This window comes from Pseudomonas fluorescens (genome assembly GCF_902497995.1).
Lineage (GTDB): Bacteria > Pseudomonadota > Gammaproteobacteria > Pseudomonadales > Pseudomonadaceae > Aquipseudomonas > Aquipseudomonas fluorescens_BK.
Genome location: NZ_CABVII010000001.1, coordinates 67,881 through 85,677, shown reverse-complemented (window position 1 = coordinate 85,677; position 17,797 = coordinate 67,881). Strand labels below are relative to the sequence as shown.

Annotated in this window: 17 protein-coding genes and 3 pseudogenes; 13 read left to right on the top strand and 7 right to left on the bottom strand. The window is 54.7% G+C overall.

Annotated elements, in window-relative coordinates; translation table 11 throughout:
* Positions 1–55 precede the first annotated feature (55 nt).
* Together F8N80_RS31365 and F8N80_RS00450 are read right to left on the bottom strand one after the other, a co-directional pair.
* Positions 56–340 carry a hypothetical protein gene (locus tag F8N80_RS31365; RefSeq protein ID WP_224790615.1) on the bottom strand — a complete coding sequence of 95 codons (285 nt, stop codon included), beginning with the start codon at positions 338–340 and terminating at the stop codon, positions 56–58.
* 76 nt (positions 341–416) lie between these two features.
* Complete coding sequence (locus F8N80_RS00450) at positions 417–884, bottom strand: hypothetical protein (protein WP_150782944.1); 468 nt, start codon at positions 882–884, stop codon at positions 417–419.
* A 1,107-nt stretch (positions 885–1,991) separates the two neighbouring features.
* On the opposite strand from F8N80_RS00450, the gene F8N80_RS00445 reads away from it, so the two are divergent.
* The 3 genes from F8N80_RS00445 (at position 1,992) to F8N80_RS00435 (ending at position 3,878) form a co-directional block, all read left to right on the top strand.
* Complete coding sequence (locus F8N80_RS00445) at positions 1,992–2,924, top strand: integrase domain-containing protein (protein WP_150782943.1); 933 nt, start codon at positions 1,992–1,994, stop codon at positions 2,922–2,924.
* The gene (locus F8N80_RS00440; RefSeq protein ID WP_150746929.1) at positions 2,921–3,208 is read left to right on the top strand and encodes a hypothetical protein; all 288 of its coding nucleotides are present in this window, start codon (positions 2,921–2,923) and stop codon (positions 3,206–3,208) included. Before F8N80_RS00445 ends, F8N80_RS00440 begins: the two co-directional genes overlap by 4 nt.
* 70 nt (positions 3,209–3,278) lie before the next feature.
* A complete protein-coding gene (locus tag F8N80_RS00435) occupies positions 3,279–3,878 on the top strand; it encodes a hypothetical protein (protein WP_150782942.1) in 600 nt (199 codons plus the stop codon).
* Between the two features lie 356 nt (positions 3,879–4,234).
* Here F8N80_RS00435 and trfA read toward each other — a convergent pair whose 3' ends face one another.
* The 4 genes from trfA to F8N80_RS00415 form a co-directional block, all read right to left on the bottom strand.
* Entirely contained in the window at positions 4,235–5,191 is a 957-nt protein-coding gene (trfA, locus tag F8N80_RS00430) for a plasmid replication initiator TrfA (protein WP_150782941.1), read from the bottom strand.
* Complete coding sequence (locus F8N80_RS00425; RefSeq protein ID WP_150746926.1) at positions 5,188–5,409, bottom strand: helix-turn-helix transcriptional regulator; 222 nt, start codon at positions 5,407–5,409, stop codon at positions 5,188–5,190. Before F8N80_RS00425 ends, trfA begins: the two co-directional genes overlap by 4 nt.
* A gap of 80 nt (positions 5,410–5,489) precedes the next feature.
* A complete protein-coding gene (locus F8N80_RS00420; protein ID WP_150782940.1) occupies positions 5,490–6,200 on the bottom strand; it encodes a hypothetical protein in 711 nt (236 codons plus the stop codon).
* A gap of 99 nt (positions 6,201–6,299) precedes the next feature.
* Complete coding sequence (locus tag F8N80_RS00415; RefSeq protein ID WP_150782939.1) at positions 6,300–6,509, bottom strand: hypothetical protein; 210 nt, start codon at positions 6,507–6,509, stop codon at positions 6,300–6,302.
* Between the two features lie 450 nt (positions 6,510–6,959).
* Between F8N80_RS00415 and F8N80_RS31885 the strand changes: the two genes are divergently transcribed.
* Positions 6,960–8,189: a tyrosine-type recombinase/integrase gene (locus tag F8N80_RS31885; RefSeq protein WP_150782938.1), complete on the top strand. Its 1,230-nt coding sequence runs from the start codon at positions 6,960–6,962 to the stop codon at positions 8,187–8,189.
* Between the two features lie 310 nt (positions 8,190–8,499).
* Here the strand turns inward: F8N80_RS31885 and F8N80_RS00405 are convergent.
* Positions 8,500–8,699, bottom strand: a pseudogene (locus F8N80_RS00405) (OprD family outer membrane porin); the annotation flags it as partial.
* A gap of 202 nt (positions 8,700–8,901) precedes the next feature.
* Here F8N80_RS00405 and F8N80_RS00400 point away from each other — a divergent pair.
* The 9 genes and pseudogenes from F8N80_RS00400 to F8N80_RS00360 form a co-directional block, all read left to right on the top strand.
* A pseudogene (locus F8N80_RS00400) lies at positions 8,902–9,129 on the top strand (serine dehydratase beta chain); the annotation flags it as partial.
* 204 nt (positions 9,130–9,333) lie between these two features.
* Entirely contained in the window at positions 9,334–10,269 is a 936-nt protein-coding gene (locus F8N80_RS00390) for a LysR substrate-binding domain-containing protein (protein WP_150782937.1), read from the top strand.
* A gap of 326 nt (positions 10,270–10,595) precedes the next feature.
* Positions 10,596–11,786, top strand: a complete 1,191-nt coding sequence (locus tag F8N80_RS00385) for an aromatic ring-hydroxylating oxygenase subunit alpha (protein ID WP_154504970.1) — start codon at positions 10,596–10,598, stop codon at positions 11,784–11,786.
* Between the two features lie 10 nt (positions 11,787–11,796).
* Positions 11,797–13,242: an aldehyde dehydrogenase family protein gene (locus F8N80_RS00380; RefSeq protein WP_150782936.1), complete on the top strand. Its 1,446-nt coding sequence runs from the start codon at positions 11,797–11,799 to the stop codon at positions 13,240–13,242.
* Positions 13,243–13,247: 5 nt separating this feature from the next.
* Positions 13,248–13,412: pseudogene (locus tag F8N80_RS31345) on the top strand (rubredoxin); the annotation flags it as partial.
* Positions 13,401–14,654, top strand: a complete 1,254-nt coding sequence (locus tag F8N80_RS00375) for an FAD-dependent oxidoreductase (RefSeq protein WP_224790623.1) — start codon at positions 13,401–13,403, stop codon at positions 14,652–14,654. The pseudogene F8N80_RS31345 and the gene F8N80_RS00375, both read left to right, overlap by 12 nt.
* A gap of 10 nt (positions 14,655–14,664) precedes the next feature.
* Positions 14,665–15,993, top strand: coding sequence for an NAD(P)/FAD-dependent oxidoreductase (locus F8N80_RS00370; RefSeq protein ID WP_150782934.1), 1,329 nt, complete (start codon positions 14,665–14,667; stop codon positions 15,991–15,993).
* Entirely contained in the window at positions 15,990–16,361 is a 372-nt protein-coding gene (locus F8N80_RS00365; protein WP_150782933.1) for an ethanolamine utilization protein EutQ, read from the top strand. The genes F8N80_RS00370 and F8N80_RS00365 overlap by 4 nt, the downstream gene beginning before the upstream one ends.
* A 100-nt stretch (positions 16,362–16,461) precedes the next feature.
* Positions 16,462–17,763 (top strand): MFS transporter, encoded by a 1,302-nt coding sequence (locus tag F8N80_RS00360; protein ID WP_150782932.1) that lies wholly within the window; start codon positions 16,462–16,464, stop codon positions 17,761–17,763.
* Positions 17,764–17,797 lie beyond the last annotated feature (34 nt).

The window sequence follows — 17,797 nt, the reverse complement described above, 5'->3', positions numbered from 1 at the left end:
CAACTGATTGTAACGTAGCGCCGAAATGGTGGGGTTCCTTTCAGGTCGTTACAGATTACTCGCCAGCCGCGTTACGCTGTGCCTCGACGGCCTCATTGAGCCCTATCATCAGCATGATCATATCTATACGCCAATCATCCTTTAGCCGCTCGGCTTTTAAGGGGGCATCCGTCACCATGGCGTGCATATATAACTCATTGGCACGCCCCAGGGTCTCTAGCATGGGGGGATTTCGATCATCATTTAAGAGGTTCCTTTCTGTTTCACGGCGGTTGCACAACTGCACCACTAAAATCCGCAAGGCGCCGTCCTGGATGTCGCAATACACCCGGTAACTCACCCAGTTAGCCAGTGAGGGCGTTAATGGTCCTGCCTACCGCAATCGATTAAGCCGAGCGTCATTCAGCAGTGCGCGCTCAAAAATTGGAGTCCGCGGAAAACGTTGAACAACCACTGCTGCCGCAGTTGTCCATGTCGGAAAAGCTCGAGCTGGAAAAATCAAATGAGGATCCATCAAAAGCATGTAAGTCCATTCCCATGGGGTTCCCCATTACGTCAATGAGCCCATCAACCATTGGCAATCCAGTGGCCGGGTTTATCGAGTAGAGCCCCATGCCTATCGAGTCCCCTGCACAGTCCGCCATTGCAATCGATTCGCTGCTCATCAGGTCATCCTCAACCGTGTGGAAGGCGGCCGTATTCAGCAACGATGCTGTCGACATGACTCTTGCGTCCTCATACCAGGAGCGCTCAGCGGCGACGCCCAAGTCATCATGCACAATCACTGCATGACCTCGTGTGGGATAAATTACAGTTGTATATACCGCTGCTGGTCGATTCAGAGCGGACCGAACAGCGGTGATGAGATTATTCACGATATTCAAGAGCAGCTCCTCCGACTGAGAGATTTCAGCGTGCCCTACGGGATTCGGGTTTCAAGAGGCAGCCTGCAAATTTTTTTCACTCTGGCTTGAGCAGCCCGAAGCCCTTACTCGACAAGCCATACTGATCAAGAGTTCTTACCTGACACCGAGGTACGACGTTGTCCTGGGAAAAGTCTTAAGGTTCTGAGGTGAGTCATAGCGAGCTTTTCCTCAAAAGATTGTCCGGGCAAAACCCAGCTCTGGACGCTCTTAACCCGATTGGCTATGCTGCCACGGCACGTAGCGAAATCAGTGATTCCCCTACGCAAGGGTTGCTGAGCCCTCTAAATAAACAGCCTAAAACCTAAGCCCTTGTGGCTTCAAAAGCATTGAAAGAACCTTAAACAGTGCCTAAACCGGCGTCACCCAACCTTATTCAAAGCGCTGCACTTCAATAAATTTAGCCGACTCGAATCGGCGCCAAACCTTCAAAATCCGCAGCCGTCATGCGGATGAAAAATCAAAACGATCCCCCACGGCCGAGTTGCGCCTTTTTTTCGTGGTGGGCTCCCATCCTGATGTGCCTCCCGGCACCTGGTCTTTCGGCAGACCGGAACGATATATCCCAATGCAAAACAGGCTGAATCTGAAGAGACGCATGTCGTCATCTCTTCATCTCGTCAGCGGCATGTCATCGCCCGCGCGTCTTTCGGACTCGTCCTGCTTTACAGCTGTTTCTGAAGATCGTTCAGAAACAGCTGTTGTCAGCCATCACCCAACCCGTGCTAGTTGCGGGCTACAGCCCTTCACGATGCGCGTGAAAAGGCTGGAAAAATCTCAATAACCTCAAAAAACCAATCCTGACGGCAGTCGTGGATCGAGAGGGCCTCCAGTTTCAGTGGGGGCTCTAGCTGGGCCAGCACTCGAAGAATGCCGAATCAAAGTTCTCAGGAAAAGTACGGGAAGAAGTGCAGCGCCCGTCCCCAAAGCTGCCCTGCTCACGGTTGCCTCGAACGTATCGAGTGCGAATAAAACTTACCGAATCCCAATGGTCCTGAGCAGACAACCACCCGAGCCACGTCCTTCGGATCCGTGGCCTACCCCTTTTCATTCCAGGAGGACCCCGCCATGTCTCGTAACTATGGTTTAGGCAGTCGCAACATGGCCTCGGCGGCACGCATCGCCCTCGATCGGGCCGCTCAACGCGGCGAGCTGTCGTTTTCAAGTGTCGCCACCCTGTCTGAACGCTTTTCCCAGTTTGCATCCGCTGCCAGTGCCCAAGGCATCGGCCGGATGGAACGCATCAGCCCAGAAGGGGTGCAGGCCTACGGTCAGCAACTCGCTGCCCAAGTTCAACGCGGTGAGTTATCAGCCGCTTATGCGCAGAACCTGGTGAGTGCGATCAATACGGTCATGCGCCTGGTGCGCAACTGGCCCAGTGTCAGCCCTACCAAAGCGTGTGGGATTGCCCAGCGCTGCGCGGTGCGCGACACCCCGCCGTTGGGCGTGGACAGGACCGTGCTCGAGCGCGGTCTTGAACAACTGCGTGGTGATGACCAACTGCGAGCGGCTGCAGTCGCCAATTTGGCTCGTGAACTGGGTCTGCGCAGCAAGGAAGCAGCGCTACTGAATGCCCACAAGGCGCTGCAGGAAGCCCGTGAGTGCGGCCATGTGACGATTGTCGACGGTGCCAAGGGCGGACGCTCCCGAACGGTACCCATTAGTCAGGAGCGGCAGCTGAGCGTCTTGGCGAAAGCAGCCACCCTGCAGGGAACCGGTCGCTCGCTGATTCCAGTCGAACAGAACTGGAAACAGTTTCGCGAGTACACCCTACGCCAAGGACGTGGGCCTCTGCAGCAGGCCGGTATTACCGGCTACCACGACTTGCGCGCCGCCTACGCCTGCGAGCGCTACCAACAACTCACCGGTCACCCCGCGCCGGTGATTGCCGGTGGCATTGTCGACAAAGACCAGGATCGAGCAGCACGCGAGCAAATCAGCGCTGAACTGGGCCATGGCCGCATTGAGGTAGTCGCGGAATATATCGGAGGTCGAGGATGAAGCTGCTCGAAGAAGTCGAAAACCTCAGTCGCGGTTATGTGCGCAAAGGTGGCAAGGACAACCGTCGTCAGCAGCGCGCCCGCATGCTCGCCCTGGCCGCCTTCTGTGCCGCAGATGGCGCCCATTCGCTGGCCCAAGTCGGTGCTGGCCATGTCATTCGCTATTGGCGCGCTACTCGCCACCTCAGTGATGCGACCCGCTACAACCATTGGCGGGCGTTTTGTGTGTTGTGGACGCTGTGCGGAAAATCGGGAAAGCCGCCTAAGCCGCATGGAAGAAACTGACGACATCATTAAGTTGCATGTTGATTGTTTCTCATATGGTTTTTTTTAATTAAATTTAGGGAGCTGTTTTATGACTGATTTGGAGCTTTGTGGTGTGGGTTCTAATAGTAAATCGTTGCCAGGCAAGGAGGCATCAAAAAAATATTTAGGAAAGCTTATCCCTGCACCAAGTTTCCCTCACTACGGTGTTATGTATTTTGTCCCTATGTCATTGATGCAGATAACTGTTGAGCTCAAAAAATCTTGTGATCGACGCGGCATTTTTATTATGCATTATTTTTCTGTTGGTGATGGGTCATTAAATTTTAGGTTTACTTCAGATTTTTGCCTGAAGTTTGAAGGTGGTTATCTTAGGCTTTACGCAATAGATTATTCTAGGGGGATGGTTCCTTACCTGATGAGTAAAATATATTGGATAAAATTTTTACCCTTGCTTTCTTCTGAAGCAGGCAGCGCTATGGTCCGGTTTCCGGAAGAGGGTGAAATCATTGAGATGTGTCACCGGCTAAGGAAGTCCTGGCGAGCGTCCAGAAGCATCCCTAATGCTCACAATAAATTTGCTCATTTTCTTAATCGATCCAGTCGGAAAGCTGAGCCTGTTCCTCAGTTTGAAAGAAAAAGTAATTTTATGCGTTTGGTTGGGTTTCTTTTGAGAGGAAAAGTAAATTAATAGTCTATCCCAGGTTGTCCGCATTTTTGAACGGCATGAAGCTTGAAGGGGTTTGGGTAGGGCTTACGTTGGTGCTGACGATCTTGACGTTAAAGGTGATTGCGTTCGTTTAACATGAACGGACACAATCGCCCTTATTACCCAAGGTCGGAAGGTCTGTTCGCCATCTGCTTACGGTTTAGCTAGAGGCGTCGCGGATTAATAAATGATTATAGATGATTAGAGTGTGAGCCGTTTTTTTCTGAGAGCCTCGTCGTTTCTTGGTTTCGGAGTGCCGACGAGGCTGAGTGTCTACCTGATGTAACGGTATTTTCTACCTGTCGCGACGTGGAGAGATACCATCTATGACGGTATCTTTACCCGCCACGACGGTACGAATTACCAGCTGTAACGGTATTTTTATCGCTCTTACGCTTGGCCAAGTGGCTGAGTTGTGCTTTGCTTGGAGTCTTTTTGATTTTCACTAGATCATCCTGTATTTGATAGTCAAAAAGTTCATTGTGAGCGTGACAAACTTCTTTCAGTGTGTCTAGAGCGTCCTTTAATTGCTGGCGAAATTTCGATAGGTAAGTCGAGTTGCTGCCAGATAAAAGGCGGAGTGTTTCGACTCTTACCGGGTAAGGATTAGCGTGGCTCGAATAGTATCCGTGTAACCACTGCGCAAGAAATTTTCCATTTAGATAATGTCTAATTTTCCAATCAACTCTAGTGAATTGGTCAGATTCAAACATTTTGCTAAGAGATGGGTTGAGGCGGATTATAGACTTTCCGCTAATTTCGTCGCGTAGAATTTCATTTATAAGGCTGCCTTCATAGTAAATATCGTTTTCAATTTTAATATCTAATGCGCTTGCGCTGAGGCGGCTGAGACGACGTTTGAGAACCTTTCGATTGGCTCCTGTGTCTGTTTTGTTCAAAAGTTTTAATAATCTATATGTGCTAATTATGCAATCTTCGCCAAGGGGTTGGCTTCGGGCTATATGCAATAGGTTTTCCCACAGATCAAGATCCCCTTGGTCCAATTGCACTCCAGTATAGAGGATCATAGTGTTTGCTTGAGAGAATACTCTTTCTCGCTCAAAATAGCGTCGATTGCCTTTGCCTATTGCGCCAAATAAAGCGGAGCGCAACGCAATATTAGGTACCTCGCGGATATTCTCGAATTTGGAAGGAGGTTGGTACTCTTTCGGTAGTGAGGTTGGCGGGGAGGCTAGATTTTTAGTCCTTCCCTTAGCCAGGGCTTTGGCTGCAACAGCTTCCATCTTAGCTAGGTTACCCCACAGCGGGAGTTTTTTATCATCGATAGTGTTCATTGTTTAGAAGCATCGCGTTGGGCGATACGGCTTGCAATCCAAGCCTCAACTTCAGCTACAACGTAGTACGTGGCAGCTTGTCTGGTGTTACCGTCCTTGATGGGCTTCGGAAAGCTTTCGTCTTTTTTTCTGAGCTTGTCCAGGCCCGATCGGGAAAGGTCGAGTTGTGCGCAGAGGTTGGTTTGGCGGATCAGTGCTTTACTGGTGTCAAGATGCATTTGAGCGTCTCCCTAGTGTTGACGCTCGTTACGTTATGCATCCGGAATTGATTGCACACTACTGTCAGGGTGGGTGAAATTCACTTTTCGTGTTTGCTCACCGAGCGCTTTTCGTAGTCTGGAAGCCGTCCACGCTCAGCCTCATTGAGGCCACTGCATAGGAAACTGCATTCTGGGAGCTCGACGAAATCAGGGATTGTCCAAAGTTCATCTGAGGAGAATCGGGGTTCTTTGGCATTGTTACTAGAAACCTTTGGAGCTATCTTAACTAACTCTTTCGCTATACTAAGTTGTCGGAGATATGAATCTGAGTCGTGCTCTGCCGTGTCGTTGATTATTATGTAAGCTGCCCATAAGTGCGCAGCTGGTGTATAGGCTGTCCATGCACGCCGTATCGAGCTCTCTGATGAAGATATTTTACCCATGACTTTGTTTTGAGCGTGCTCGAAAAAGCTGTCTCCTAGGAACATTGCCTTGTTGACGCTGGCGTCTTCGCCACTGCAGTGAAGTTTAACTAGATTAAGAAAAATCTCAGCGGCGACGCATGCTTGTTTTACAATATGCTCAGTCATTTCAGGGGCGCTGACAGTACTATTTTCGAGTAGATCTTGGAGGATCTCAGCAGGTATCAGGTGGCTTTCTTCTTGTGATTGTTTTAGCGTGTACTCCGCCATTTTTTTTGCAAGATATGCACTTCTCTTAGGGACGTTTTTAGGAAATAGCATATATGCGGTTATTTCGTATGGTAGAAATGCACTGTCATAAGGTGCATGGAACTCCATGATTGGCATACTGTGGCGCTCCATCTTATTGCCGGTGGTCACGTTCACGATTTTGTCAAATTCAGTGCAACGTGTGGGGGCTAGCGGCCGTTTTTTGCCTGCCAGCAGTTACTCCGGTGTCATCATCACCGCGAGTGTCATCTTGATGAATTCCTCGTTGCGGTCGATCGCATCCAGGGCGCCGCGCACGTTTTCGGCGACATCTACGGCTCCCCGCTGCTCGACCCAGTTCGTGAGTTCCATGATGGCAGCTTCTAGAGCGAGTTGATTTTCGTTGATCTTGAACAGCAGGGAAGGGAGTAGGTCAGAGTTGGGCATCGGGAATCCTCCATGGTGATTTCAGCGTAGCAGCAGAAATTGAGTGGAAGTGTGGGCTTGCAGATCGGTAGAACGACCTGGAAAGAGTTAGGCAACCCAGAGTGGTTCCCGGAGATTTCAGAGGGGGGGCGGAAATGGTCGAAAAGATGCGGGAACGATCAGGGGAGTGGCGACCGAGCGCGCCAAACCCCAGAAACGACAAAGCCCTGAATAATCAGGGCTTTGTCGTATAAATATGGCGGAGGCGATGTCCGCCACTTTAGTGTTTTTAGAAGTCTAGCGATGATGAAAGGTTTCTATAAAATCTCTATAAAAACAGATGGTTGAGTTATTTATTTTCTTTTGTGTTCCAAGCGTGACTACCGGAAGCTAGGGTCCAAGGTATGGGCTGGAGTATGGGCTGGAGTTCATTTAGATTGAGTCATCATCCTTTCAAATTGGAGGTGATTGATGGCGTCTCTGACGACGAAAGCGGTAGAGAAGATAGTCAGAACCGGGTTGCCAGGAATGACCAACGATGGTGACGGCCTGTACCTGAAACTGGGCCGTACCGGTAGAGCAAGTTGGATTTTCCGCTACAAGCTTGCCGGTAAGAGCCGAGACATGGGATTGGGCAGGCACCCCGAAGTAAGTCTCTCGGTAGCCCGCGAGAAAGCAGCAGACGCCAGAAAGCTGAGCAAGTCAGGCATTGATCCCCTTACCAGTCGGGATGAGGAGATGGAACGGCAACGGCTGGAAAAAGAAGCCGATCGTTTAGTTCAGGATGCAGTCAGGGCCAAAGCAACCACTTTCAAAGAGGTTGCTCTCGACTACATCGCTGCCCACAGAGCGGGGTGGAGAAATGCCAAGCATGCTCAGCAGTGGGAGAATACTCTGGCTACTTATGCGTTCAAGGTCATAGGCGACCTTCCGACGCAGGAGATAGGCATTGAGCATGTGCTGAAGATCCTCAAGCCAATTTGGACAGGAAAACCCGAAACTGCCAGTCGCTTACGAAGTCGCATTGAGCTGGTACTCGATGCAGCAAAGGCCAGAGAGTTGCGTGAGGGTGAAAATCCCGCTCGCTGGCGCGGGCACCTAGACAAGCTACTTCCAGCTCGCTCAAAAATTCGTGCTGTAAAGCATCATGCAGCTATGCCGTGGACAGAGCTTCCTGCCTTTATGGCAACTCTCGGGAAAGTAGAGGAGCTGAGTTTTAAAGCCCTTCGTTTCACCATACTGACGGCTTGCCGAACCAGAGAGGTGCTTGAATCAACGTGGGCGGAGATTGATGTGGCTGCCGGGGTATGGATCATTCCGGCATCGAGGATGAAAGCAGGGAAGGAGCACCGCGTGCCACTGTCAAAAGCGGCATTGGATCTACTCGCAGCGCTTCCTCGTGTTGAAGGCAATAATTACCTGTTTCCTGGGGCTCGTAAAAAGCGGCCTTTGAGCAATATGGCGATGTTGATGGCATTGCATCGGATTAATCGGAACGATCTCACGACGCATGGATTTCGCTCGACTTTTAGGGATTGGGCGAGTGAGGTCACGCATTATCCTCGAGAGGTCTGCGAGCAGGCGCTTGCACATGCGATAGAGAACGCGGTGGAGGCAGCCTATCGCCGTGGTGATCTTTTCGAAAAGCGACGGCGGTTAATGGACGATTGGGCGGGATATGCCATGGGCATCATAAGATAAGAAGCAAGTATGTCTGTCAGTCCTATAACCGGTCCATACACGCATCAGAAAAGCATGGGGTGCTAGGGGTGAGTGTTTGAATCACTCCGTCCCGACCATATTTCTCAATGACTTAGCCCAATTTGAAAAGGTTGGGCTTTTTCATGCCTGCGATTTTCGCTTTCTGGTAGTTAAATGGTAGTGAATTGAGACTTGCTGGCGCCTTGCCGGTTGCTGGATAGCTATCAGTGCCAATGCAAGCTTCCCCATTCCCATCCCGCAGGTTCAACTGATCCGCTTGGGTGTGTCATGGCTTTATCCGCGTTGCCTAGTCGCCGCCGAGAAAGGTAAAACGGCCGGACTCGGTGGCGCCATTGAAGCGACCGTTGGGCGAGGACACCGACATTTTCTGATAACGGTGGAGTCGTACAGGTTGATGCGATTGAGCCAGCCGACATGCAGTGTCAGGTTGCCGATTTCCTGAGACTTGAGGTACGCACCGCGGAAGGTCTGCGGCAGCAAGCGGGTAGGGCGTCGGTGATGCGCAGCTTGGAGGGGAAAATTTAGGGCCAGTTAAGGTAAGTTCGTCTGCAAGGCTGGTACGAGCAATACATCCTGCTCGCCATTGGTAGTGACGAGCACTTAGGGGTCGATATCTGACACGCCTTGACGATCCCTGCCGCCGACAATCGGGTGATTTCCTGACACCTTTGACGCGGCGCGGAGATCGACGATGGCTATCAGTGTGCTTGACTTGTTCAAGATTGGAGTCGGCCTCTCCAGCTCGCATACCGTCGGCCCGATGCGCGCCGGGGCTCTGTTTGTCGAGGCCTTGCGCGAACGGGAAATGCTGGCGTAAGTGCAGCGTATCGACGTGCGGTTGTATGGTTCGCTGTCGGCCACGGGTATCGGCCCTGGCACCGATAAAGCGACCCTGCCAAGCGTAATAAATCAGAAACCGTATTGCATGAGCTTGGCCGTCTCGCTGTCGATCCGCGATCTGGAACCCTTACCCAAATCGGGCGGCCATGATCATTGCCGGGCTGGCACTTGAAGAAATGTTGGTCTAGCTCGTGGTGTATGCCGTGACTTGAAGCTGTCATCGTTGGGCGGCAGGGGCTAGACTGACTCAATAAAATCACAATACAGATGTGACCTTGCCTGCATGAAAATCCATCCTCTACCGCCACTCAACAGTCTGGTGGCATTTGAAGCGGCCGCGCGCCATTTGAGTTTTACGCTGGCAGCACAGGAACTGAATGTCACCCAAGGGGCGATCAGTCGGCAAGTGCGTCTGCTCGAGAACTACTTGGGAAAGACTTTGTTCGAGCGCACCACGCGCTCGATCCACCTTAGCCCAACCGCCAGCCAGTACTATGAAACGGTGCGAGCATCACTGATGCAGGTAGCCCAGGCGACAGGTGAAATTCGCCACTGGCAGGGCGCGCAGCAGGTCACAGTGGCCACCAGTTCCGCGATGGCTTCACTCTGGTTGCTACCCAAGGTGTCTGAGTTTCAGAGCAATAACGAAGACATTGATCTGCGCATTATCGCCTACGATCAAGTAAAGGACTTCTCACGACTCGATTGTGACTTGGCTTTGTACTACTGCCGAACCCCACCGCAAGACATGCAGGTAACGCCACTGTTTTCGGAAGAGGTGTTCCCGGTCTGCAGCCCGGGCTACCTGTCAAAATACCCTGAATTGAAAACGCCTGAGCAATTGGCTGATTGCACCTGGTTATGGTTAGAAGATCCGCAGCGTGACTGGATTGGTTGGACTGAGTGGTTCCAGCGTCTCGGGCTAAAGAGCGTTGAGCCAAGGCGCCGGATCAATATCAACAGTTACTCCATGCTGATCCAATCGGCACTCAGTGGGCAGGGTATCGCTTTGGCTTGGTCGAACCTGGTCGACAATCACCTGCAAACCGGTGCTTTGGTGCGGCCGATCGATACAGTATTGAGTTCAGACGCACAATTCTGCCTGCTAGAGCCGAAGGGCCAGGGGAGGATGCGGCAAAGTGTTAAATATTTTCGCACCTGGTTGATCGAGCAGTTACCGACGACGCTCAGTGACTCAGAGTTCGGTTCCAGCGAGTAGATACCGTTCTTAAAGAAAACATGCCGCAGGTGGGTAGCCTGCGGCACGGTTACACTATGGCTCCACTGCCTCCCCGTCTTTGTGCATCATCAAAATTTGCTGCATTCCCACTGCCTGAAAGCGTTGATCAACGATCTTTTGAAATCGCGTGTGTGTCGCTCTGATGTATGAATCTGGCGTGTTTGAATTGATGATTAAAAGTCATAAATGGTGACGTAAATATCGTTTGTCGAACAATGCTCTATTTCTCGAAACTCACTGCCAACGGACGATGGCCAGTGAGCCTGCCGAACATTTCACACCGTGCCCAGCAGGGGAAAACAATAATGAGCAATACCGCCTTGCAACAAATTCCTGTGCATCATCTGGAAACTGTACTTAACCCGATTCATCAAGCCACCGGGTTGAGCAACGAGTTCTATACCAATCATCATTACTTCGAATTGGAACGCGACCAGGTGATGGGCAAGACCTGGGCGTGTGTCGGTTTCGCCAGCGACCTGACCAAGAACGGCTCGGTCAAGCCTGTCGACTTCATGGGGCTGCCATTGCTGCTGATGCGCAACCGCGAAGGCCTGGTGCAGGTCTTCCATAACGTCTGCAGCCACCGCGGCATGAAGCTGGTGCAGGAAGAAGGTGAAGTACAGGGCGTTATTCGTTGCCCCTACCACTCCTGGACTTATGACCTCAATGGCGCCTTGCGTGGCACTCCGCATGTCGGCGGTATTGATAAGCACAAGGACGAGCGTTTTGCTTGCGAAAAGCACGGTTTGAAAGCAATCAACAGCGCCATCTGGATGGACATGGTGTTCATCAATCTGTCGGGTGACGCACAGCCGCTCGAAGAAATGCTTGCTCCCTTGACCGCGCGCTGGACGCAGTTCCTTGGCGAGGACGGTATGAGTCAGCTGCGCCGCCGTCCGGGTCATGACGCGACCACATTGGATATCAACTGCAACTGGAAGTTGGCCGTCGAGAACTACTGCGAAGCCTATCACCTGCCGTGGGTGCACCCGAGCCTGAACTCGTATTCGCGCCTGGAGGATCACTACAACATCCTGTTTGACGAGCATTTCGCCGGTCAAGGCAGCTATGCCTACAACCTGTCCGATGTGGCCGGTACGCACTTGCCCAAATTTCCAAGCTGGCCCCAAGACCGCCTGCGCAATGCCGAATACGTAGCTTTCTTCCCCAACGTACTGCTCGGCATCCAGGCCGATCATGCGTTCGCCATGCAATTGGAGCCCGTAGCACCGGGTCGCACCATTGAACACCTGCGCCTGTTCTATGTTGGGGACGAGGCTCTGGGTGATGAATACGCCGCCTGTCGTAACGCCATTCTGGAATCCTGGAAAGTGGTATTTGCCGAAGACATCAGTTCGGTCGAAGGCATGCAGAAAGGCCGTCACTCTCCTGGTTACAAAGGTGGTGCCTTCTCGCCAGAGATGGACGTTCCAACGCACTTTTTCCATCAGTGGGCTGCGCGTCAGCTGCTAGCCACCGTACCGGACGCCTGAGGAAATGAGCATGTATTCAATAGCATCCCATTGGCTCAATTACATCGATGGTGAATGGCTTGATAGCCCGCAGCAGCTGTCGGTGAACAATCCAGGCACCGGCCAGCCACTGGCGACTATCGCCCAGGCCACTGTCGATGATGCCGAGCATGCCGTGCGGGCGGCTCGTCGTTGCGCCGACAGCGGTGAGTTGACCCGCGTTCGTCCGGCGCAGCGTGTCACTTGGTTGCTGCGCATTGCCGAAGAAATCCGTGCCGTGGCCGAAGAGGGCGCTTGGGTGTTGTGCCAGGAAAACGGCAAGAGCCTCAACGATGCCAAAGATGAGTTCGTCGAGGCTGCACGCTACTTCGAATACTACGCAGGCATGGCTGACAAGATCGAAGGCACTTCGATTCCATTGGGCAATGGCTACATGGATTTCACCCTGTATGACCCGATGGGCGTGTCCGCGCAAATCGTGCCGTGGAACTTCCCGGTTTCGATCTGTGCCCGCTCGCTTGCACCGGCGTTGGCGGCTGGCAATGCGGTGGTGATCAAATCGCCCGAACTGTCGCCTTTGGGGATGTGCGTGCTGATCCGCGCTATTGCCAAGGCCGGGTTGCCCAAGGGCGCGGTCAACCTGATTTGCGGTCGTGGCCGTGAGGTTGGCGCGCACCTGGTTGGCCATCGTGCTGTCGATCAGATTGTCTTCACCGGCTCAGTGCCGACCGGTCAATCGATTCTGCGCGATGCCGCCGAACATGCCATCCCCAGCGTTATGGAGTTGGGTGGCAAGTCAGCCGCGATTGCTTTCGCCGATGCGGATCGCGAACAACTGCTTGCCAGCGTCAAGGGCGGTATTTTCTTCAACGCCGGACAGGTGTGCTCTGCCATGTCGCGCCTGCTGGTGCAGCGTGAAATTTATGAAGAGGTCGTCGAGTCTGTTGTCGCCTTGGCCGAAGGTCTCAGCGTGGGCGTCGGCCACGACAACCCAGACCTCACACCAGTGGTCAGTGCCGGGCAACTGGCAGGCATCGAAGCCTTGTGTCGGCGCGCCATTGAAGAGGGCGCAGTAGCGGCCACTGGCGGTGAGGGGTTCAGTGACCGTGCCGGGCACTTCATGCGACCGACCGTGTTCCGCGACGTGAGCCCCGAGATGTGCATCGCCCAGGAAGAGGTCTTCGGTCCGGTGTTGGCGGTGATCCCGTTCGACAGCGAAGAAGAGGCGATCGCGATCGCCAATGGCACCGCTTTTGGCCTGGTCGCGGGTGTGTTCACCCAGGACATCAGTCGCGCCATGCGCTGCACCCGTCGCCTGAAAGCTGGCCAAGTGTTTGTGAACGAGTGGTATGCCGGTGGAATTGAAACCCCGTTTGGCGGTGTCGGCCTGTCCGGTTTTGGCCGGGAAAAAGGGCAGGAGGCCTTGTACAGCTACGTGCGTACCAAGAACGTGGCGATCCGCGTAGCGGGGGAGTGAGCAACATGTTCAAGACTTGGCTTTGTGTGGTCTGTGGGCTGATCTACGACGAGGCCCTCGGTTGGCCGCAGGACGGCATCATCGCTGGCACGCGTTGGGAGGATGTGCCAGAAGACTGGAAATGCCCCGAGTGTGGCGTCGGCAAAAGCGATTTCGAGATGTTGGATATCAGTGAGCCGGTGGTGGCGACCGCAGCCGTTAGTGCGCCGGTAGTGCCTGCAGTGCAGCTGCAAACGCCGCCAGCGGCCACACTGCCACGCCAGCCGATCGTCATCATCGGCAGTGGCTATGCTGGTTACGGTCTGGCCCAGGCGTTGCGCAAGGCCGACCCTAAGGTCGAGATCCGCGTGCTGACTCAAGAGTCTGGCCACTTGTATTCCAAGCCGGCGCTGTCCATTGGCCTGGCACAGGGCAAGAGCGCTGAGGCATTGTCCGGCGAGGCGCCGCTGGCGATCGAAAAGCGCTTGAATATCCGCGTCTATCCGCACTGTACGGTGACGCGTATCGACAGCGCGAGGCAGCGCCTGCACACCAATTTCGGTGAGATGGAGTATGGCCAATTGGTACTGGCCAGCGGTGCGCAGAGCATCCGACTGCCGATCGAGGGTGAGACTGCGGCATTACTCAGTGTCAACAACCTGCACGATTACCAGCGCTTGCGTGAACGCCTGGTGGGCGTGCGGCGAGTGGCAATCCTGGGTGACGGCCTGATCGGCTGTGAGTTCGCCAACGACTTGGCAGGCAGTGGCTTTGCCGTCAGCGTCATTGGCCTCGGCCATTGGCCGATGGAGCGTCTGCTGCCGGCGCAGGCCGGACGGCGGCTGCAATTCGCCTTGAGCGAGCTGGGGGTGAGCTGGTATCTGGAGAACACCCTGAAACGTTTTCAGCCGACTGAAGGCGGCTATCACCTGACCCTGGCTGATGGCCAAAGCCTTGAAGCCGACCTGGTGTTGTCCGCCGTGGGTTTGCGTCCCAACCTGAGCCTGGCCGAGACCGCCGGGGTCGCCGTTGGTCGCGGCATTCAAGTGGACGCCCAACTGCAGACTTCGCAAGCGGGCATTTATGCCCTGGGCGACTGCATCGAAATCGACGGCCAATTGCTCCCGTACCTGGCACCCATCAACCAAGGTATTCAGGCACTGTGCAAGACCTTGCTCGGCCAGCCTACCAACGTCAGCTATCCATTGATGCCAGTCACCGTGAAGACCCCGGCGGCGCCACTGTGCCTGCTTCCACCTGCCGTCGGCGTCGCCGGGGAGTGGCAATGCACGCCGACTGACGATGGCCTCAGTGCCAGTTATTACGACATCGAGGGGGCACTTTGCGGGTTTGTCCTGCTCGGTCGCCAAGCACAATTGCAGCGCAATACATTGCTGCAGTCCTGTCAGAACGCTCAGCGGGCCATGGCCTGAGGGCAGCACCATGAAAAATACAATCAACCTTCCCCATGACGATGCCAGCTGTGGCTGGTATGCCGCCATGCCTGAGCAGCCACCTTGCACGCGGTTGGAGGGTGAACAGCGCGCCGACTACACCGTGATCGGCGCCGGCTTCGCTGGCCTGGCCGCGGCCCGCCGGTTGGCCGAGCTCTGTCCTGAGGCCCGAATCCTGCTGGTCGATGCCCAGCGCGTCGCTTATGGTGCCTCTGGACGCAACTCGGGTTTTGTCATCGACCTGCCACACAAATTTGCATTGGAACATCCGGACCCGGCGCACAAACAGCGTTTGCTCGCACTCAATCGCGCTGCCATCGCCCAGTTGCAGGGATTGATTCAAACCCATGGAATCGATTGCCAATGGTCCCATGCCGGCAAGTATCAAGGCGCGGTAGGTCCTCGCGGCCTGGCTTATCTGGATCATTTCGAACACTTGATGAGCGAGCTCGGTGAGCCGTTCCGTCGGGTCGAACGCGCCGAGTTGGCTCAGGTGGTTGGCAGCAGCCATTACAGTGGTGCGATCTACACCCCTGGTTGCTACTTGATGCAGCCGGCAGCGCTGGTCAATGGCCTGGGCCGCTCACTGCCGAGTAATGTCGAGCTGCTTGAGGAATCACCTATCCAGCGCTTGGAGCGTGACGGCCAAGGCGGATGGATTCTACATGGCGCTCAGGGCCGGATTCGCACCGCGCAGTTATTGCTTGGCACCAGCATCTTCACTCAAGAGTTCGGTTTCCTGCGTAATCGTCTGTTGCCGGTGATGACCTTTGCCAGTTGGACTCGCCCTCTGACCGATGCCGAGTTGGCGGTCTATGGCGGTCAACTCGATTGGGGGCTGACCCCGGCAGACCACGCCGGTACCACGGTGCGTATGACTCAGGATCGTCGCTTGATCATCCGCAATACCTACAAGCATGTTCCCAAGTACGGCCAAAGCACCAACGATGCCATGCGCGACAGTGTGCGCAAGGATCACCGAAAAGCGTTCCTGGCGCGTTTTCCGCAACTCGCCGAAGTGCCTTTCAGTCATACCTGGGGGGGCGTCTACGCCATCTCGCGCAACTTCACCAACTTCTTTGGCGAACTGGAGAAAGGTGTCTATGCCTCGGCGTGCGACAACGGCGTCGGCGCGGCCTGGGGCACCATTTCAGGCACCTTGCTCGCAGACCTTGCCGTGGGCGCCGATTCGGCGCAACTGCGCGACATTCAGGCCGTGACGGGAATGCCTTCACTCAATCCACCGGAACCCTTCCTCGGCCTCGGTGTGCGTTCACGTATCCGCCTGGCGGCCTGGAACAGTCGGAGTGAGCTATGAGCAGGGTCGTTACTGGAAAAGGCCCAGTGCTGCGCGTCGATCATCATGATTTGGATTTCACGCAGCGTGGTGGACCCCCCGGTGCCGCTTATGTCGCCCGTGCGATCAGCAATGAAGTATCGCCAAATATCGGGGTCGGCTTTGCCCGTTGGGAGGGCGCTGAAGTGGCGTGGACCCTGCTGTATGACGAGGTGATCTTCGTCATCGAAGGCTGCTTCGAATTGCAGGCCAACGGTGAGCTGTACCGGGTTGAACCGGGACAGTTGCTGTGGATTCCCGAAGGCACCGAACTGGTCTATGGCGGCCATGCGTTGTTCGGGTATGTGGTTCAGCCTGGCGACTGGAAACAGCGGCACGGTTTAGCCTGAGTCGGGAGCGCAGAGCAATGCAGAATATACAGAGCGATGTCATGGGGCGGCAACGTTGCAGCTTGCAATCTCACGCACACATCATTGACGAGGCTGCTCAGTGATTGGACTGACGAAGGCGTTCGGCGCCCTGTATCTGAGCAGCTTATTGATGCAGTTGGGTTCGACCCTGTTGATGACCTACCTGGCGCTGCGCCTGAACGCGGGGGGTGGAGCCGAGACGTGGAGCGGTGCATTGATGGCCGCCAACGCCTTGGGCATGGTGTTGGGAGGCAAGGTCGGGCATTACCTGATTGAGCGGGTCGGGCACATTCGCAGCTACGTCACCTGCGCCGGCGGGATTGCCGCCGCAGTTCTGGCTCATGAATTCAGTAGTGCCTTGCCATTTTGGCTGCTGCTGCGAGCGCTGGTGGGGGTGGCCATGATGTGTCAGTTCATGGTGTTGGAAAGTTGGCTCAACGATCAGGCTCGGACGGAACGGCGCGGCAGCGTGCTGGCCCTCTATATGGTTGCCAGCTACGTTGGCATGATGCTTGGCCAGCTGGCGCTGAGTATCAATGGCGACCTGGGAGTCCATGCGTTGCTTGGCGTGGCCATCGCTTTTGCGTTGAGCCTGGTGCCGGTGGCGTTGACCCGCTGCCCGCATCCGACGCCCATCCTTGCGGCGCCTGTCGACGTTAAATTGTTCCTGCGTCGAATACCGCAGTCGTTAGTGACCCTGGTGGTGTCGGGCATGATGACGGGTGGCTTTTACGGTCTGGCCTCGATCTATGCCAGTCAGCAGGGACTCGATACGGTCGAAATTGGTCAGTTCATGGCCTTGGTGATTGGGGCCGGATTACTGGCCCAGCTACCCTTGGGCTGGCTTTCGGATCGATTGCCACGTGCCAGCTTGATTCGCGCTGTGGCAGTGCTGCTGATGCTCGTCACGCTGCCGCTGGGTTTTTGTCAAAGCCCTTCGTTCAACACCCTGATGCTGTTCGGTGCAGGGATAGGCTTTTTGCAGTTTTGCCTGTATCCGCTCGGTGTGGCACTGGCCAACGACAATATTGAGCCGCAATTGCGTGTTTCATTGGCCAGCGTGTTGTTGGTGGCGTTTGGTGTGGGTGCCGGCATCGGTCCGCTGCTGGCCGGTTCACTGATGGAGCACTTCGGCGCATCGAGTCTTTATTTCTTCTTCGCTGCCTGCGCTGCGCTGCTTGTCGTGTTTGTAGGGCAGGGCAAGGTCACCGGTGAGCATTTGCAAGAGGATGCTCCCCTTCATCACCCGTCAACGCCCAATGGCCTGGCCAGTTCCAGTCTGGTGGCGGTTGTCGAGTCGGTCGGGGCAAACGCCCAGAGCTCGCAGTGCGACAGAGTGATCAACGAGACTGAAATCGCCACCGCGCTGAATTGTCCATGACGCCAAATGGTGACGTTCCTTTCTCCTATTGTGA

Coding starts and splice junctions, on each gene's coding strand:
- F8N80_RS00445 (WP_150782943.1), top strand. CDS start 1,992: ATGTCTCGTAACTATGGTTTAGGCAGTCGCAACATGGCCTCGGCGGCA.
- F8N80_RS00440 (WP_150746929.1), top strand. CDS start 2,921: ATGAAGCTGCTCGAAGAAGTCGAAAACCTCAGTCGCGGTTATGTGCGC.
- F8N80_RS00435 (WP_150782942.1), top strand. CDS start 3,279: ATGACTGATTTGGAGCTTTGTGGTGTGGGTTCTAATAGTAAATCGTTG.
- trfA (WP_150782941.1), bottom strand. CDS start 5,191: ATGAACACTATCGATGATAAAAAACTCCCGCTGTGGGGTAACCTAGCT.
- F8N80_RS00425 (WP_150746926.1), bottom strand. CDS start 5,409: ATGCATCTTGACACCAGTAAAGCACTGATCCGCCAAACCAACCTCTGC.
- F8N80_RS00420 (WP_150782940.1), bottom strand. CDS start 6,200: ATGCCAATCATGGAGTTCCATGCACCTTATGACAGTGCATTTCTACCA.
- F8N80_RS00415 (WP_150782939.1), bottom strand. CDS start 6,509: ATGCCCAACTCTGACCTACTCCCTTCCCTGCTGTTCAAGATCAACGAA.
- F8N80_RS31885 (WP_150782938.1), top strand. CDS start 6,960: ATGGCGTCTCTGACGACGAAAGCGGTAGAGAAGATAGTCAGAACCGGG.
- F8N80_RS00390 (WP_150782937.1), top strand. CDS start 9,334: ATGAAAATCCATCCTCTACCGCCACTCAACAGTCTGGTGGCATTTGAA.
- F8N80_RS00385 (WP_154504970.1), top strand. CDS start 10,596: ATGAGCAATACCGCCTTGCAACAAATTCCTGTGCATCATCTGGAAACT.
- F8N80_RS00380 (WP_150782936.1), top strand. CDS start 11,797: ATGTATTCAATAGCATCCCATTGGCTCAATTACATCGATGGTGAATGG.
- F8N80_RS00375 (WP_224790623.1), top strand. CDS start 13,401: ATGTTGGATATCAGTGAGCCGGTGGTGGCGACCGCAGCCGTTAGTGCG.
- F8N80_RS00370 (WP_150782934.1), top strand. CDS start 14,665: ATGAAAAATACAATCAACCTTCCCCATGACGATGCCAGCTGTGGCTGG.
- F8N80_RS00365 (WP_150782933.1), top strand. CDS start 15,990: ATGAGCAGGGTCGTTACTGGAAAAGGCCCAGTGCTGCGCGTCGATCAT.